16 protein-coding genes and 1 pseudogene are annotated in these 18,668 nt (G+C 29.5%); 3 read left to right on the forward strand and 14 right to left on the reverse strand.

The annotated features are described in order from the left end of the window. Nucleotides 1-8: 8 nt before the first annotated feature. The 7 genes from bioD to RH99_RS02055 all read right to left on the reverse strand — a co-directional run bounded on the left by bioD (nt 9) and on the right by RH99_RS02055 (nt 6,172). The gene (gene bioD / locus RH99_RS02025) at nt 9-728 is read right to left on the reverse strand and encodes a dethiobiotin synthase (RefSeq protein ID WP_010233525.1); all 720 of its coding nucleotides are present in this window, start codon (nt 726-728) and stop codon (nt 9-11) included. A 130-nt stretch (nt 729-858) separates the two neighbouring features. Continuing rightward, nucleotides 859-1,422: a biotin transporter BioY gene (locus tag RH99_RS02030; protein WP_010233526.1), complete on the reverse strand. Its 564-nt coding sequence runs from the start codon at nt 1,420-1,422 to the stop codon at nt 859-861. A gap of 164 nt (nt 1,423-1,586) precedes the next feature. After that, a complete protein-coding gene (locus RH99_RS02035) occupies nt 1,587-2,216 on the reverse strand; it encodes a class I SAM-dependent methyltransferase (protein WP_010233527.1) in 630 nt (209 codons plus the stop codon). A gap of 359 nt (nt 2,217-2,575) precedes the next feature. Then, on the reverse strand, nt 2,576-2,857 hold the full coding sequence (locus RH99_RS02040; RefSeq protein ID WP_010233528.1) for a hypothetical protein: 282 nt from the start codon (nt 2,855-2,857) through the stop codon (nt 2,576-2,578). Between the two features lie 271 nt (nt 2,858-3,128). Then, complete coding sequence (locus tag RH99_RS02045; RefSeq protein WP_010233529.1) at nt 3,129-3,722, reverse strand: TatD family nuclease-associated radical SAM protein; 594 nt, start codon at nt 3,720-3,722, stop codon at nt 3,129-3,131. Between the two features lie 252 nt (nt 3,723-3,974). After that, a complete protein-coding gene (locus tag RH99_RS02050; RefSeq protein WP_081504358.1) occupies nt 3,975-5,090 on the reverse strand; it encodes a 4Fe-4S binding protein in 1,116 nt (371 codons plus the stop codon). Between the two features lie 446 nt (nt 5,091-5,536). Continuing rightward, nucleotides 5,537-6,172, reverse strand: a complete 636-nt coding sequence (locus RH99_RS02055) for a flavodoxin family protein (protein ID WP_010233531.1) — start codon at nt 6,170-6,172, stop codon at nt 5,537-5,539. A 294-nt stretch (nt 6,173-6,466) separates the two neighbouring features. Here RH99_RS02055 and RH99_RS02060 point away from each other — a divergent pair, with 294 nt between their 5' ends. Next, on the forward strand, nt 6,467-7,267 hold the full coding sequence (locus tag RH99_RS02060; protein ID WP_010233532.1) for a polysaccharide deacetylase family protein: 801 nt from the start codon (nt 6,467-6,469) through the stop codon (nt 7,265-7,267). A 192-nt stretch (nt 7,268-7,459) separates the two neighbouring features. Here the strand turns inward: RH99_RS02060 and RH99_RS02065 are convergent, their stop codons facing one another. Together RH99_RS02065 and RH99_RS02070 are read right to left on the reverse strand one after the other, a co-directional pair. Then, nucleotides 7,460-8,983 (reverse strand): L-lactate permease, encoded by a 1,524-nt coding sequence (locus RH99_RS02065; RefSeq protein WP_010233533.1) that lies wholly within the window; start codon nt 8,981-8,983, stop codon nt 7,460-7,462. 516 nt (nt 8,984-9,499) lie between these two features. After that, nucleotides 9,500-10,219, reverse strand: a complete 720-nt coding sequence (locus tag RH99_RS02070; RefSeq protein WP_010233534.1) for a YybI family spore inner coat protein — start codon at nt 10,217-10,219, stop codon at nt 9,500-9,502. Nucleotides 10,220-10,859: 640 nt separating this feature from the next. Between RH99_RS02070 and RH99_RS02075 the strand changes: the two genes are divergently transcribed. Beyond that, complete coding sequence (locus tag RH99_RS02075) at nt 10,860-11,714, forward strand: PLL family lectin (protein ID WP_507590837.1); 855 nt, start codon at nt 10,860-10,862, stop codon at nt 11,712-11,714. Between the two features lie 97 nt (nt 11,715-11,811). Here RH99_RS02075 and hcp read toward each other — a convergent pair whose 3' ends face one another. From hcp to RH99_RS19565, 5 genes are all read right to left on the reverse strand, one after another. Continuing rightward, a complete protein-coding gene (gene hcp / locus RH99_RS02080) occupies nt 11,812-13,473 on the reverse strand; it encodes a hydroxylamine reductase (RefSeq protein ID WP_010233536.1) in 1,662 nt (553 codons plus the stop codon). A gap of 179 nt (nt 13,474-13,652) precedes the next feature. After that, on the reverse strand, nt 13,653-14,642 hold the full coding sequence (locus RH99_RS02085; RefSeq protein ID WP_010233537.1) for a sugar kinase: 990 nt from the start codon (nt 14,640-14,642) through the stop codon (nt 13,653-13,655). A 197-nt stretch (nt 14,643-14,839) separates the two neighbouring features. Then, nucleotides 14,840-15,886 (reverse strand): hypothetical protein, encoded by a 1,047-nt coding sequence (locus RH99_RS19560; RefSeq protein ID WP_010233538.1) that lies wholly within the window; start codon nt 15,884-15,886, stop codon nt 14,840-14,842. Between the two features lie 288 nt (nt 15,887-16,174). Then, the gene (locus tag RH99_RS02095) at nt 16,175-17,449 is read right to left on the reverse strand and encodes a methyl-accepting chemotaxis protein (RefSeq protein ID WP_243441432.1); all 1,275 of its coding nucleotides are present in this window, start codon (nt 17,447-17,449) and stop codon (nt 16,175-16,177) included. Nucleotides 17,450-17,453: 4 nt separating this feature from the next. Continuing rightward, on the reverse strand, nt 17,454-17,789 hold the full coding sequence (locus RH99_RS19565) for a 4Fe-4S dicluster domain-containing protein (RefSeq protein WP_243441433.1): 336 nt from the start codon (nt 17,787-17,789) through the stop codon (nt 17,454-17,456). Nucleotides 17,790-18,102: 313 nt separating this feature from the next. On the opposite strand from RH99_RS19565, the pseudogene RH99_RS02100 reads away from it, so the two are divergent. Continuing rightward, a pseudogene (locus tag RH99_RS02100) lies at nt 18,103-18,593 on the forward strand (hypothetical protein). Nucleotides 18,594-18,668: the final 75 nt, after the last annotated feature.

Raw genomic sequence — 18,668 nt, forward strand, 5'->3', positions numbered from 1 at the left:
CCTCCATACTATCTCATACACTTAATTATTTCTTTAGGATTAAACACTTTTTCCGATAACTTCTTTATTTCTTCATGAAACTCATCACAATTTCCATCAATCAATGGCATAACTCCCAGTATATGAATATGTGTCATGTATTTTATCATAGAAATATTGTCATTACACAGCTCTGTATTTTCATATTTATTAATTATTATGCCTTTTATAGATATACCTACATTTTCTAGATATTTAACAGTTAAAATTGTATGATTTATAGTTCCTAATTCTGCACTTGTAACTAGGATTACATCCATATCCATTTCCTTTATTAAATTGTCTAAATTATATATTTGATTTTCTACATAGCTAATAGGACAAATTATGCCTCCACTGCCTTCACATATTATATAATCATATTTGCCTTTTAATTTTTCATATTTATCTTTTATTACTTTTACATCAATAGGTTTATTTTCAATTTTTGATGCCAAAAATGGCGATACCGCTGTTTTATAAATGTAAGGTGTTAAATCTTCATATTTTTCATTTATACCACTAATATTACATACAAACTTTGTGTCTCCTGGTATTAAAACTTCATCCTCTATTTCCGCCCCACTTAGTGCCGCTTTATAATAACATGTATTATATCCATTCTTACGCAACAGATATACCAGTGATCCTGTAACTAAAGTTTTACCTATATCTGTATCCGTTCCTACTATGTATATACCTTTCGTCATTTATTCAACCTCCATTATTATATATATTAATTTTCTTCCGCTATCCCATATAATAATACTCTTGTCCATAATTGTGATATTGTCACACCTAAAATGTCATACGTTTATCTATTCATTAACTTCAGTAAAACTACGGTAAGACCTTCCTAGATTCTTGTCCAAATTTCACTATAGGCTTCAATTTTAGTGCTAATGCTGATGCTGCCATGCTAACTAAAAGATCTCCTCCTACACAGATAACAAATCCATAAAATATAGCCCATTTAATTGTTTTTGCATCACCCATATATAAATTATAAATTATGTATAAATATATAACTCCAAATAAATATACAAAGAATAGTCCACTTAAAATACATATTAAAGTCTTTATAAAAGTTAATCTTTTAATTGTATAGGATACCTTTCCTATTACATATGCAGCAACTATAAAACCTATTAAATATCCAAATGTTGGTTTAAATATATAGTACAATCCCCCTCCTTCAGTAAAAATCGGAACACCCATAAGACCAATAATTACATATAAAATTTGCGATAGTGCTCCCAGTTTAGGTCCAAGTATTATTCCAGCCATAGCGCAGAATAAAAATTGAAGTGTAAATGGAACATAGGGTATGGGTATTTTTATAAATGCTCCTATGGCAGTCAGCGAAGCAAATATTGATACCATAACAAGTTCACGTGTTTTCAATTTGATGGCCTCCTTAAATCTATATTGTCAACTATATATCATATTTAAGTTAACAATATAAATTTACTATAGCATCTAAATTTTGTCAATATAAAATATTAAATTTAAAATGCCACATGTATAATAAAACAAGGTTAAAGAAATTAATCCTTAACCTTGTTTTATTACTTTTCTCCTATACCACATATCCAATTTTTATCTTCTTTCACATCTATCTTTATATTCTTATATCCTGCCTTTTTAAATAATTCTTCAAATTCTTTAGGGGTGTGCACTTCCATATTTCCTATTTTAATAAATTCATCATTTCTCTCTTTAAACTTTTCATCAGCATATATCTCATTTATTACAATTATTTTTCCTGATGGTTTTAAAACCCTTTTTATTTCAATAAGATTATTAACTATATCAGGCCAAAAATACATAGTTTCTACAGCTGATACCATGTCAAACTTTTCATTTTCAAAAGGAAGTTTCTCTACACTAGCATTTAAAATCTCAACTTTATCTTTTTCCATTAATTCTTTATTATATTCACTAGCCCAATTTACACAATCCTTTGAATAGTCAATTCCAAAAACCTTTCCTTTATTAGCTAAAGATGCAAGTCTATTTACGGTTCTTCCACCACCACAGCCTATATCTAGAATAATGCTATCTTCTTTTATCTCTATTTTATCAAGTCCCCAAGTTGTTAATTCAAAATGACTTTCATTCATACCTTCTACTACAAATTTTCCCATTTCACCCTTAGGTTTTCTACACTGATTTAATTTTTTTGCAATTTCACTCATAGATTAATTCCTCCTGTGATATATCATATAATAATCATTTTCATTTACAACTAAATAATACTCTATTATTTTAATTTGGTCAATTATCTTCATTGTTGATAATTAGACTATTACTATCAATTAATCTTGTTTTTAGTTTTATCTTTTCATGCATTAAAGGTTAATACCTACACCTCTAAGCGAAACGTAGGTGGGACTTTTCAATCAGGTCGGGTAGAGTCCCAACCTGATTTCCTGATATTTCAGATTGCTTAAACGAGTTCACTGAAATTGTAACATAAAAAAGCTGTTTAATTAAACAGCTTTTTTATAAAATATACTATACAATAAAATATTAAATTCTAATTACTATATTATAATTATTCTACAATTTCCCAAATATTTTTCATTTCCTTCACATATCCATACTCAATAATATCCTCATCTATTGTCTCTCGTTCTCTATTGTAATAGGATACTGGTATAGCTACTTCTAAGGATCCACGTTGTGATAACTTGCCCTCTAAATAGTTTTCTTTCATTTTATTAAAGTTTTGAACAAGTCTTATACCTAAATTAGTATCAGTATTATAGGTGGCCCTCCAAAAATCCTTACTAGTTACACTTTCTTTTAATTTAACTTTTACTTTCTTACAAGCCATGCTTATCCCTCCAGTATTAAAATTTATTACATTAATATTTATAATAATTAAATAATACGCTAAGTACAATATATTCCATAAAATAGTAATATCTATATATTTAGCTTATATTTATATTTTATGCATCTGATTCCAAAATTTTATAACTATATATTCTTATGTACTTTCTAAAGCTTATATAAAACGTTTACTATATATTATGATAATTAAATCAATTTGATAATTAAATCTTTAATTTTATATAGATAGACTTCTCAATTTTTTAATATTTTTATTTAATTTCTTTCCTGATTTTTAAATTTACACCTATACTATCAGCAATTTTTTTACATTGCTGTATGTGTTGTGGAGGAAGACAATCTACAACCGAAAGTTGTACATGTTCTACATATTTCTTAGATTTTTTAGTAAAGTCTAGAAGATCATCAAAAGCCTCTTCACCAAATCTACTATGACATATTTTATCATATTCTTTAGCATTTCTTGCATTTAAACTTACAGATATACTATCTATAAGGGATTTAAATCTTGGAGTAACATCATAATTATGAATTTTATTTGCCTGCCCATTAGTATTTATCCTTATATTCATATGAGTTTTTTCTTTAACCTTTTTACAGACTTCAAGTACCGTATCAAGTCTTTCAAGTGGCTCTCCAAATCCACAAAACACCAATTCTTTATATTTACTTAAATCTCTAGAAAAAATATCTTTTATTATTTCTTCTAAGGTGGGTTCTCTTTCAAGCCATAAATTATTTTGAAAAGCATCTTTAAGATTTCTCACACAAAAATCACAGGCATTTGAACATTGGTTTGTTACATTAACATAAAGATTATCTTTAATTTCATATGTAATGGTCATAGATTCACCCCTCACCTAATTAGTTAAAATAATAGCAGTTTTGCCTGTTTATATACCTATATTTATTCCTTAAAAATATTATAACATAATTATACTTTATATAATAATGTTCAATTATCTTATAATTCATCAATATACCTAATAATCCTCTATTTTCTTATATAATATCATTTCTAACTTAATAATTAATATCATTCCAATAAATAGTATAAAAGTCCTCATTCTATTTGAGGACTTTCTATTTTTGTACTCTTATTTAGCTTGTTTCAAGGCATCTTTTACTCCACTAATAATCCCCTGGCAGCTATACGTAGCTCCGGAAACTACATCAACCTCCGTTGATTGAGCTTTTATTATTTCGTTTGGTATCACCTTTATGGCTTGATCATAATATCCTGGTGTACCATCTGTTTGTTCAACTTTAACATCAGTAATTTTGCTGCTTTTAATTGTTACCGTAACTCTTGAACTAGGTTCAGTATTGCTAGAATTCCCTATATAAACTCCATCTTTATATTTACTTTTATTCACTAAACTATTATTCTTTGATTTATTTATACTTGCTGAAATACTCGATTCTACAGCCACATTATTTTTGTTTACAGCCGCACCAGCTACACTATTTCCAAAGTATACTGCTGAAAAACCAGCTATGGCAACTGAACTAATTAGTGCAGAATTAATATTCTTATTAAGCATATTTGTCTTTATATTTTTTCTCGGGCAAATTTCTACGCACTTTAAACAATTTATACACTCACCACCATGAACATTATTAACTTTATATAATGCTAACCCCATTGAGCAATTATCTGAACATAATCTACATTTACCACATTTTTCATTTGGCTTATTAATTTTAAATGGACTTATTTTAGACACTAATGTAAATATAGCACCTAAAGGACATAAATATCTGCAAAAAAATCTTTCAATGAATATAGATGCTATTACTATGAATAGTAAAATTATAAACTCTAAAATTAAGTTACTTGTAACTCTTTGGAAACTAATTATTCTAGCGAAAGCATCCCAAGGATTAGAAGTTTGAAAAAACTTACTTCCCATTGTCCATGAAAAAATTATCAAAATTAATAATATTATATACTTCACATATTTTAAAATAGAATCTACTTTTTCATCTAATTTAAAACTTACATTAAAGACATTCCTAAATATTCTGTGAATTATATCATTTAATGTACCAAAGACACAAATCCAACCACAGAAAAATCTTCCTAGAATTATAGTTAAAGCAGCAACTGTTATAAACTCAACTAAAGTAGGATAGGCTTGTATAAAATCAAAATTCCCTCTAATTATCATTAAATATATATTCTTTAATTCACTAAATACTAATGCAAACATACCTGGAAACAAAAGTAAAAATAATATTTGTAAAACAATTCTGAATATCTTTATTTTTTAATTTTTAAACCATAGCTATAATTTTTCTTTAACATTATTAGCATTCCCCACATTCCAATTATCTTTAGAAATACATTTTACAATAAACTGTACAGAGGTAAAAACTAAACTATATTCTTAAGAATAAAATCCCAAACAATTTATGTACGTTTTTTATTTTTATAATATTATACAACTTATAAAGTATTCCAATATGTTTACTTATATATTAGAAGTTTAACTTATTTTTGTCAAGTAAGTTTATTAATATAAATTCTTTATTTTTCTTTAATTCTAATCTAAAATATTTACTCTATAATCTGAAAATTTAGATCATGTTTTACAACAACAACAACAACAATAAGGACCACCCATAAACCGGGTGGTCCTTATTGTATAATTCACTATTAACGAATAAAATTCATAAATACCTTTTCTTCTCTTTCTGGTTCTTTAACTTTCCCCTTACCATTTTCAACCAAATTCATAAGCCATGCCATATTTTTACCAAGTACGCTCATAATTTGTACTCCCTCTTCATCCTGCATTGCTTCTCCTGGTGCTGTTCCGTTAATAACATTCCAATAATTTGAAGTAGGCATTAACATTTCAGAATAATTAATATAATTATTTAGTTGATTAAAAGTTGGAATTCCTCCTGCACGTCTTACTGCAACTACAGACGCACCAACTTTATGTCTTAACATACCATCATTTACGCTTGTAACATAAAACGCTCTGTCAAGAAATGATTTCATTGTTCCAGCAATTGCTGAATAATGTACTGGTGATCCTAAAATTATTCCATCTGCTTCCTTCATTTTTTGAATCCATTCATTAACTGGATCAGTAGATATGATACATCTTTCATTTTTATTTTTTACACAGTTATTACAGGCAATACATCCCCTAACAACTTTATTTCCTACATGAACGATTTCTGTCTCTATCCCTTCCTTTTCAAGTTCCCCTGCAAGTATTTTTATTGCATGATAAGTATTTCCCTCTTTATTAGGACTTCCATTAAAAGCTACAACCTTCATTTATTTTTCCTCCTCGTATTAAGCACCTTCAAAGAAATAACAAATTATTTATCTCATCTTTAATTTAGTATTTCTTTTAAACTATCTTCTTTACTTAAAAGAATAAGTGAATTCAAAATATAATACAAGTAGGCACTTTTTTGTAAGCTAACTTACCTTAAGGTAAGTTTTTACTGACTAAATCAAATACACATTTTATTTCTCTAGTAAATTAGCATAATACTTTATCAAATTAGGGTTATCCTATATTTAAAGACAACTGTAATATTTCTAAACAAAAGAAGGCGAATAATTTTGAAAAAACTTTATAAATTTACAAACATTGCATTTATATTTATATTTATATTATTTATGTGTATAACCAATAGATCTAATGTATACGGATATGAATCACGCTCTTTTAATAACAGTGCTCTTAAAGTCAATAGAAAACTACAATATAACAAAGAAGTGTTCCTAACCTTTGATGACGGTCCATCTCCAAATAACACAAGAAAAATATTAAAAATATTAAATGATAATAATGTAAAAGCCACATTTTTTATAGTTGGAATAAAAGGCAAGGAGAATCCAGCTATAATAAAAGAATTGAGTGATGATGGCATGTCTATCGGCATTCATACCTTTTCTCATGATTATAAAAATATATATAAAGATTTGGATTCATATATACTAGATTATGAGAAGTGCAAAGATTCTATAATAAAATCAACTGGTAAAAATCCCATTCCCTATGTTAGACTACCTGGTGGTTCTGATAACCTTGTAGCAAATAAATTAATTTTAGATTCTATAAAAACTACTTTAAATTATAATGGAATAAACTATGTCGATTGGAATGTGTGTTCTGGAGACGCTGATAGTCAGACAGTCCCTGTTATAAAAATTAAAGATAATATTCAAACTCAATGTAAAAACAAGAAAATGGCTGTAATTCTTATGCATGACACCTATTACAAACATTTTACTGTAGAGTCTTTACCTGAAATTATAACTTATTTAAAAAATCAAGGTTTTGTATTTAGAACTTTTGATGATTTAACTGAAGAAGAAGAAGAAAATATGCTAAATGCCGGGATTATGAATAGACAATAAAACATATATTAGTACTTTATTTATAAATAATATGACTAGGTCTTGGTATGTTCAATACCTAAACCTAGTTAGGCACATTCAAATAAATAACTAGTCAGTATGCTAGTATATTTGACTTGTTATTTATTTTCATATGCCTTATATTATATTTTTCTTCTATAAACTTTTTGCTAATAAATGAACGTGTTAATATCAGAATCCAAATAAGGATCCCATAAAGTAAGCAAATATTCCTAAAACGATTACATAAACTATACAAAATTTCAACGTTGAATTTAAAATTTTACCTTCATTTCCCACAAGTCCTGTTGCCGCAGTTGCTACTGCTATACTCTGAGGTGATATCATCTTTCCAGCTGTGGCACCGCCAGTATTAGCCGCTGCAAGCCAGTATGGATTCAATCCCAAAGATTTTGAAACTTCAACCTGGAGACCTCCAAACAAAATATTGGATGAAGTATCACTTCCGGTTACAAATGTTCCAAGCGCACCAATCAAAGGAGATATTATAGGATAAAAACTTCCTGTAGTAGCTACTAATACTACAGCTACAGATTTTATCATTCCCGAATACCCCATAACTTTTGCCAATGCCAGTATTGAGACTATAGTAATTGCAGATTTACTCATTTGCTTAATTGTATTAAATAAAACTTTAAGTATTTCTTTAAATTTAGCACCTTGAATTAATCCTCCAATAAAAGTTGCTATTATAATCAATGTGCCGGGATTTCCAATCCATGCAAATGAATATGCCTTAGCTCCAACTCCTGTATAAATCTTAATGGATGTCTGTATTTGTGCTAACGCAGCATTTACTGGTTTAATTAAAGGACTTGTAACTATGATAAATACAAATACTAAAATAAATGGAATCCATGCTATAAATTGTTCTTTAAATGTTAATTTTTCAACATCTTTCGCTGCCTTATCCTTATAAAATACTTTTGCCATAACAATAGTGACAAGTAAACACAAAACCGAACCTAATATGGCTGGTAGTTCTGCTCCTAAATATTTAGCTGCAACAACTTCTGGTATTGCAAAAGAAATTCCTGAAAATAACGCTATTAAAAATACACCTTTTATTGCTTTTACACTCTTTCCTGTAAGCATAACCAAAATTATTGGAACTACAACTATTAATAATGCTAGTTGTATTGCTACTGCATAACTTAAGGTAGTTACATCTAAATTTGCTACTTTAGCAAGGGTAGATACTGGAATGCCTATAGCTCCAAAAGCCGTTGGTGTTGTATTTGCTATTAAACATATAATTGCAGCAAATATTGGATCAAAGCCAAGTGCTGCTAGAATACTAGCAGGTATTGCTACTGCTGTACCAAAACCTGCAATAGCTTCAAGAAATCCACCAAAACCCCATGCAAGAATAAGTACTAAAATTCTTCTATCTGTTGTAATACTAGTCATCATTTTTTTTATTATATCCATACTCTTTGTATAAATAGATAGATTGTAAGTGAATACAGCTGCAACTATTACAATCATTATAGGCCACAGTGCCATTGCTGCACCTTCTAATGACGCAGTGATGGATTGGCCAAAAGGCATTTTCCAGACGATAATAGCTAGAATTATAGTTATAAGTAATGTAATTGGACAAGTTTTGTGTCCTGGCATCTTTAATGCCCCTAAGGAGATCATTAACCATACAATTGGTATAATCGCAATAAAAAACAACACATAAATATTCATAATTGCCCCCCACATTTTATAATATTATAGATTGTACAAATAGTAATTTAATTAAAGATATTTAATTACATGAAAACATTATAGGCCATATAAATGATATGATAACAAACAAAAAATAACACATAAATTTTTGTAAATTACTTCTAATTTTAATATATTATCTTTTATTAGGATATATTATATTATATTATTATAACGTTTACATTTATTACTTTTATGTTAGCATTACCATTTTTTAATTACAATGATAGTTATTTTTTTAACAATATCCAATTATGTTAAAATCCGCTCTATATATAGAAAACTATATATTTGAAAATTTTAACTTATATTTTAAATAGCTTAAATGAACTAACATTGTTAAAAATTTTACATATTTTTTATATATTATAATATTCTTTAATTATTTATATAATATTAGTAAATAATTTATTTATATAAATAAATTGGAACTACATCAAGATTATTTATCAAATCCTTTTGATATAGTTCCACTGAATTTCAATGCTTTAAATATCATGATCCCCAAATAGCTACATTTTGATTGTCTAAATCAAACATATTATTTTTCCATTTTAAAGTGTTTAAAACATACCCTAAAGAATCTGCATTATATCTTCCTGCTATTTTTTGGTACGCTAATAATTCATATACTCCACTTGAATCAAAATCCACCGGATACAAACCACTTAATGGGTTTACAAATCCACTAATTGGACTCTTTAATCTACCATTATCATCATATATTTCATTTAAATAATCTGATCCTCTATTGGAAATATCTATGATGTATTTCTTATTATTTTTCTCACTGACAACTTCAACTTTGTAATTATCTTTATAAGTAACAAGGTATTTGTATTCTTCATTATATACATCAAAATCAAACAACAATTGTGGTCTATTGTTGATAAATGAATAAATGTAATAATACATAATTCCACCACTTCCACCAGAGTTAATACCTATTAATATATTATTTATATTATTTCCAGTAAAATCTCCCAAAAATATAGTAGGATTATATCCTGAATTTTGTATAAGTTTTATATTAGTAAACCTACCTGTCCTCCCATCCTGTATTACAAGAGTAATATTTTGAACAAAAGGACTATCTTCTGTCCTTGTACCTGTTAAATACACACCATCTGGTATTCTATCACCATTTACATCCCCTCTTGTATAAGCAACAATTCTAGGATGTAATGTGGTCTCCCTAAAATAATAATTATACATAACGGCTCCTTTAAATTACAAGCTTTGTATATATCTTATGAATTAAGTAACAATTATGCTACAAGTTTTAATGTCTATAATAAAATAACTATATAATTTATGTATTATTGTAACACTATTTAATTTCGATCATAAAATATAAGTGATCATATTTTGAAACCGTAACAAAAATACAAGGAGGTAGCCAATGTATAACAATCCATTTTTTTACTATCATAACTACATGCCTCAAAATACTTACCCATTTTCAGATGATAGAATAGAAGACCTTGATAGATTTCAGTCTTACGATGAATTTGATGAATTTCAAGATTTTGATGAATTTGATGAAGATGATTTTTCTAACAACAGCAGATCTTCAGATATGGAGACAAATATAATATTGGAATTACTTTACAATAATCAACCTGATCTGTTTTCAAACTTCAAAAAATTTAGAATAAGTACTGAAATGGTTAATAACTTTTTCAGTGAAGCTATACCCTATGCTTTAAATAATTCATCAAGATATAGAGGAGATATAGAACAGAAAGGCGACATATTATATGAGGATTTTAAAAGGCAGCACTATGCTATTGTGTTTTCAGTTTTATCAGCAGGTGTACCTGAAGATATAGTAGATAATACTTTTAAAGGTGTAATAAAGACCTGCCTTGGAAGCAGATTTGTACCTCCTTCTGCACTTGACCGATGGAGTCAGTGGGAAGATCTTGGGGGTGTATTATCCTCTGCACCTGCTGTTTCCTCTTGGTCATCTAACAGACTTGATACCTTTGTACGCGGCACTGACAATGCTCTTTGGCATAAATGGTGGAATGGTTCCAGCTGGAGTAACTGGGAAAGCCTTGGTGGAACATTAACCTCTGCACCTGCAGCTGTTTCCTGGGGAAACAACAGAATTGATGTATTCGTTCGAGGTACAGATAACGCTATGTGGCATATATTCTGGAACGGTTCCCGCTGGAGTGCCTTTGAAAATCTTGGTGGAACATTAACTTCTGCACCTGCTGTTTCCTCCTGGTCACCTAATAGACTTGATACTTTTGTTAGAGGTACCAATAATGCTCTTTGGCATAAATGGTGGAATGGTTCTCGTTGGAGCGATTGGGAAAACCTTGGTGGAAACTTAACCTCCTCTCCTGCAGCTGTTTCCTGGGGAAACAATAGAATTGATGTATTCACTCGCGGACAAGGTAACCGTCTATATCATCTATGGTGGAATGGTTCTCGCTGGAGCAGCTGGCAAGATCTCGGCGGAAGGTTAACTTCAGCTCCTGCAGTTTCTTCCAGAGCCCCTAATAGGCTTGAAGTATTTTCCAGAAACCAAAACAATCAATTAATTACGATGTCCTGGAATGGTTCTCGTTGGAGTAATTGGCGAAGTCTCGGTGGAAATATAACTTCTGATCCAGCAGCAGTATCTTGGGGTCCAAACAGAACTGATGTGTTTGCTAGAGGAACAAATAATGCAATGTGGCATATTTGGAGGAATTAATATTTAAGATTTATTGCCACCCAAAAATAATTTATGGGTGGCAAATAAATTTTATTGATATTAAATTTTTTCAAATAGACACATTAATATTTCAATTTTATGCCTCTACCACTCTTTGTTTTAGTGAAGTCTTTAAATCATCTTCTGGCGTACTTATTGGTTTTATATTAAAGGTGTCCACTAGATATTGTAATACATTAGGTGATAAGAAAGCTGGTAAACTTGGTCCTAAGAACATTCCTTTTATTCCAAGTGATAATAATGCTAACAAATCAGCTACTGCTTTTTGCTCATACCAAGAAAGCACAATAGTTAGCGGCAATGAATTTACATCAGTTTCAAAAGCATCAGCTAGTGCTGTTGCTATCCTAACTGCTGAATAAGCATCATTGCATTGACCTACATCTAATAATCTAGGTAGTCCGGCTACTGTTCCAAAATCCAGTTTATTAAATCTGTATTTACCACAGGCCAAAGTAAGAATTACACAATCTTCAGGAACCATTTTTGCAAAATCAGTATAATAATTTCTTCCTGGTCTTGCACCATCACAACCACCTATTAAGAAGAAATGTCTTAGTTTCCCATCTTTAACTGCATTAACTATAGCTTCAGCATGTGATAATGTTGCATTATGTCCAAAGCCTACTAATATTTCTTTTTCTTCCTCATCTTTTTCGAATCCGCCAAGTTCTAATGCCTTATTTATTATTTCGGTGAAATCTTTAGTTCCATCTTCTGACACTCCAATATATTTTACTCCATCCCATCCCACAACACTGGTAGTAAATATTCTATCTTTGTATGTTTCTCTTGGTCTCATTAAGCAGTTAGTAGTCATTAAAATACATCCTGGTATTCCATCAAACTCTTTCTGTTGATTTTGCCAAGCAGAACCAAAATTACCTATTAAATGTTTATATTTCTTTAGTGCTGGATATCCATGTGCTGGTAACATTTCTCCATGAGTATAAATGTTAATTCCCTTACCTTCTGTTTGCTCAAGTAGCATTTCCAAATCTCTTAAATCATGTCCAGATACTATAATAAACGGACCTTTTTTAATATTAACATTTACCTTATGAGGTGAAGGATTTTTGTATTTAGTAGTATTTGCTTCATCAAGGATTTTCATTACTTCTACACTCATATCCCCAGTTCTCATAGTCATACTTATCATATCTTCAAGAACTAAATTGTCATTTGTAGTAGCTTCTAGTCCTAAAAAGTAAAATTGATCTACTTGATCACTATTATAACCAATGAATCTTGCTTGATGCCCATAGGCACTTATCCCCTTTAATCCATATAATATGGTTGATCTTAAGGATCGGATATCAGCATCAAGATCTTGATCATACATAATGCCTGCTTTTACTGAATCCTTTAACATGGATTCTTTAGTATCACTTAGATTATATGTAGCTGCATCTGGATATTCTCCTTCAGGTGCCTGGTCTCTTAATGCTTCTTTTATCTTTTGTGATTCCCTTAAGAATCTTACATGAACCTCAGCATCAAAGTTTACATTTGTTAAAGTTGTAAATAGGCTATTCTCCACAAATTTTACTATTTCTTTATCAATAATTTTTCCTTTTTCAATTAAAGGCTTTGCATAGCAAGAAATTCCCTTTAACTGATATATTAATAAATCCTGCAAATTTGCAATTTCTGGTGTTTTTCCACAAACCCCACTTTTTGTACAACCTTTTCCTCCAAATGTTTGCTCACACTGGTAACAAAACATGGAATTTTCCATTTAAACCTCTCCTTTTATAAAAATATCTCTTTATAGGAAATAGTGTATCCATTCCCTGTATAAATTATAATTAATAATTCTTTCAAAATACAGGTTATTGTACTTACTTCTGACATAAAAAGGGCTGCCTGAAAATAGAAATTTATTTCTATTTTCAGGCAGCCCCTATCCCTATAAATTTATCTGCTTACTTTTCCTGAACCGTCGCCGTTCATAAGCTTCTCAACCTCTGATACTGATGAAAGGTTAGCATCACCATTCATGCTGTATTTTAAACATGATCCTGCTGTTGCATATTCTATAATTTCTTGATTTGAAAGTTTTGATGTTATCGCATATATAAGTGATGCTGCGAAAGCGTCTCCTCCACCTATATTATCTGCAACATGTATATCGTACTTCTTGGAATTATAAAAGTCTTTTCCATTATAAAGTACTGCTGTCCAATCTACATCTTCTGCTGTAAATCGATTTCTCAATATTATTGTAGCGTACTTAAGTCCGAACTTTTCTACAAATTTTTTAAGTATATCATTACATTCTTCGCCTTCACCTTCACCTAATGCCATTTCTGCTTCTTCAATACTTCCAAGGGCTACATCACAGTATTCTAAAAGTTCTCTTATTGCCTTACTAAATTTATCTGCATCCCATAGATTTTCTCTGTAGTTTAAGTCTATACTTACTGTCATTCCCTTTTCCTTAGCTGCTTTTACTGCATCCAATGTGATTTTTGCACATTCATCTGAAAGAGCTGGAGTTATTCCTGAAAAATGAAACCAATCTGCTCCCTCAAATATCTTATCCCAATCGAAATCTTCTCTTTTGGCTTTTGCTATTGCAGAATCTTCTCTATCATATACAAGTTTTGCAGGTCTTTGAGATTCTCCATTTTCGCAAAAATAAAGGCCTAATCTTTTTCCGCCTCTTACTATGTCCTTTGTGTCAACTCCATATTTTCTCAACTCATTTATTGCGCACTGTGCTATATTGTTTTCTGGAAGCTTAGTTACATAACTTACCTCTTTACCAAAATTAGCAAGTGAAACTGCTACATTTGCCTCACTTCCGCCATAAAATGCATTGAATTGTTTAGACTGAACAAACCTATCATAACCTGCTGGTGAAAGTCTAAGCATTATTTCTCCAAATGTCACTATCTTACCCACATTTTTTCACTCCTTATGATAATTATAAATAATATTACTATATTTATATAAAATATACTTTTATTTTGTGTAATATGTTGTCAAAAGCACCATATTACTGTTTAATTATATAATAAATTGTTGTATAATTCAACATATCTGTTAATTACATTATATCTTCCATTAATCAAGAGATAGTTATATTCATTGCTACTTTCTTAGTCAATATTTCTCTTCAGCGCACCATTTGGTACAGATAAGTTATCAATTTCTAGATTTTTAATCCTACAATAATGCTCTAGAAATTCTTTTGAAAGTTCTTCTTCCAAGGTACCTTCCTTTATCTCACAAATTTTCTTTAACACCTGAGCTGCTTGAATGTCTGTTAAATATTTATGTAGACCACTTCCGAAGATAATCTTTTCTGGCTTATTAGGATTGAAATAATAATCCCAGAATTTCAACTGTCTAGCTTCATCAAGTGATAATTGCAATCTAAATTTAGGATTTGACCCTACATATCCATCATCACGATTATCTCCCTCATAGTTTTCATCCACTAAAAACACAGCAAAGATGAACCTTTCTTTATCTTTAGCATATGGAAGTCTTGTTGTAAGTAAAACTAAACTATCTGTACTAACATTTCTTAAAGTCATTGGCTTTCCTTTATTGAGACCACTTTGAGTAATACCTGTATATGCACGCCAAAATCTTAACATTTGACTTTCATGACATATAAAGCCATCTTCTTTACAAAAATCATTTAATTCTTCTCTTGATATTTCACTATTCAAATATTTATGACACGGTGATTCTTTACCACAGCACTCTGCATATTTTGCTACGTTAATATTATATTTAATTGTATCATCACTACAAGCGCCTCTAAATCCAATAGTTTCTTTATTATTTCCACCATCACAATAATTACACTTAAAAGCAACATTATTTTTATCAGAAGATTTTTTTGAGTGTTTTGTTCCATCATTTTTTGATTTTATTGCTATTTCCATTTTTTCACGTTCTTCTTTTATTCTTTTATCCTCAGCTTCCTTCTGTATAATTGCATTTTTGTCTTCTTCAATCTGTTTTAAAAAGGATTTACTTTGCAATTCTAAAAACGCACCAAAAGCAGCTGGATACGCAAACTTCTTTTCTGCTCCACTCTCATCAAATAATACTGTTATATAATTATTTGCAAATCCTACTATTTTTCCTCTACCAAAAGCTTTATGTTCTACTATCTCTCCACAAAGTTGCATATGTACACCTCCAATAATATTCTTAATATATCTATCTCGTACCTTTATTTAAAAATGTTGTGTTTATCCTTATACACCCACGTTCATTTTCTCGCCCCTAACCTTCTACTAAAATTATACAGTAGTATTTACTAATGGTCAAAGTAGTTATAAATATTAGGCATATGAAAATAAATAAATTAAAAATATTTAGCCACCAGTAGAAAATTGCTGGCGGCTTTTGTATTTACTGATTTTCTAAAATTTTCAATTTATCTTCGGTATTTTATATTCTAAGTAACTTTAAATTTAAATATTCCCTAAAAGACTATTGGCTGATGCACTTATTTCTTCGCTATTTGCAGTAATTTCTTCAACCACTTCAGAAATATTACTTATAGATTCATTTACAACCTGCATTTGTGACTCTAAATTATTTGAAACCTTAAATATTTCGCTAATAAGATTTAAAATAGAAGATTGATCTTCTTTTGTAGATGTTGCTACCAATTTTGACTCATATGATAATTTCTTTACTTCATTAGCCACTACTGAAAAACCTTTTCCTTCTTCACCAGCTCTTGCTGCCTCAATAGCAGCATTTAAGGATAAAAGATTTGTTTGATTTGCAATGCTTACAATTTGTTCTGAAGCCTCTGAAAATTTATTTAGTTTTTCCTGCATTTCATTAACACTCTTCTTAAGAATACCAGCAGTATTTAAAATATCTACTATCTCGTTAGAAATTTTACTTATAGCTTCTGCACTTTCCTCGTTACCATTTGAGACCTGCTCAACAGCTAAAATTATTTCTGCCATCCTTTTTCTTAATAATTCGGCATTTTTCAATTTTTCATCAGATAACTTATTAAATTCCTCTAGTAACCGCATTTGTTCATTTTTAGTATCTATCTGTTTCAGCCCAATCTCCACTTCTTTTTTATTATAATCAATGCAATTATCCAACACATTTAAATCATTGAAAATTGCCTTTGCCATTAATTTACATGTTCCATAACCACAAGCACAGCAATTAATACTTTTTTGCTTTTCAGTATATTTATTTAATGACTGAAATATTTTATCATATTCTAGAGGGGTTGGTTCTTTAATATCATTTAAAAATTCATTTTTGCTATAATCTCTAAAAAAATCATTTATATCAAGAGTTTTATCAAATATATCGTATAAGGAAACTTTTCTTTTTTTAATTAAACTTTTACTTTTCTTATTTAGCTTGGTTTTCTTCAATTTATTAAACTTATTATCAACATCATCAATGTTTGACATTGTTTCAGTAGAATTATTTTCTGTTGCAGTACCAAAATTACATCCATTTGAGCAGTTTAGAATATCAACAAGAAAAGGTACTTCTTTCCCATCTCCAATACGTTGTTTAAATTCATCAAGATATTTATAAGCATGGTGTTGTCCTTCAACTTGACGTATCCAAGCATCCTTAACTCTACCTTCTACATTTTCTTTTAACCCACCAGGTCTGCTAAATAAAAATCCTAAACTACATCCAATATCATCAAAATTATATTCATTGAAATCGTTAAGATTTATATTATTATTTTTCAAGTACTCAATTAATACCTATGGATTTAAAATAACCAAATAAGTTTTTATAATTATCTAAATTAACTTGTATTGATGGAGCAGCTATTAATGATATTTTTTTGCCAGATGCTAAATCTTTAAAAAATTGTTCAGTATCATCATAAAACTCTCTTGCATTATGGTCGCATACTTTTATGCACTCTCCGCAATGTATACATTTTTCTTCATTAATTTTTACTTTGTTTTTACCATCTACTAAGTATGCAATATTTGCACCAATAACTGGGCACTCCACTACACATTTATTACAACCAACACACTCCTCTTCTTTTAAATAAATCAGATTATTAAAATCGTACATAGTAATGCTTCCCCTCCTATCATTTGTAATTATACCATAATCTATAAATTCTTAATCTATGTAGCAATATTATATACTAAATTTTTCTATTCTTCTACATTATTCATCATCTAATATATAAATTCAACTTTTTGTAATTTCTGAGTAACTGCAACAACTCAAATGTTCAGTAGTATTTCCTAAATTCTTATTTAAGAACTCTATACCTATTCAGATAATTTTATAATGCTCATTTAATACTAGCGGTAACGGAAAACCTTAAAAATTCATAAGCTATACAGAATAGAAATTTAAATAATATTGGAGAAATAAAATGAAAAATTTTCAAGCTTTTCACGGTATTATTACTATGATTGATGAATTTTTGATAGATGAAACTGGAGAAGGATCAGGATGTTATAAATTAATATCTGTAAAAAACGGATATGGTAATTTAGTAAATTTCATAGTGGCACCAAATACTTACTTTATAAATCATGAGATGGTGGCAATGGGAGATATGGTAACTGGATTTTATGATGCTAATGCAGCTACTCCTTTGATTTTTCCACCACAATTTCGAGCAATTGTTATGGCAAAAGATATGCAATTAGGAATGTAAAAGTAGACTATTTTAATAGTCAGCTAATTAGCAGCGATAACACATTAAGATTAAACATTGCCCCCTATACGCAAATACTACTAGAAAATGGGCAAACATTTACAAGAAACCCTGCAAACAGGAACCTAATTGTTATATATGGTGCTACCACAAGGAGCATCCCTGCTCAAACTACCCCATATAAAATTATTGTTATGTGCTAGCGTTTAAACTTTTCGTCAGTTCTCAAATCTAATAAGTTTTAAAATTTAATTTTATAAAAAAAAGTGCCTGTTACG

It is taken from the genome of Clostridium arbusti SL206, from assembly GCF_000246895.1.
In the GTDB taxonomy this organism is placed as follows: Bacteria; Bacillota; Clostridia; order Clostridiales; family Clostridiaceae; genus Clostridium_I; species Clostridium_I arbusti.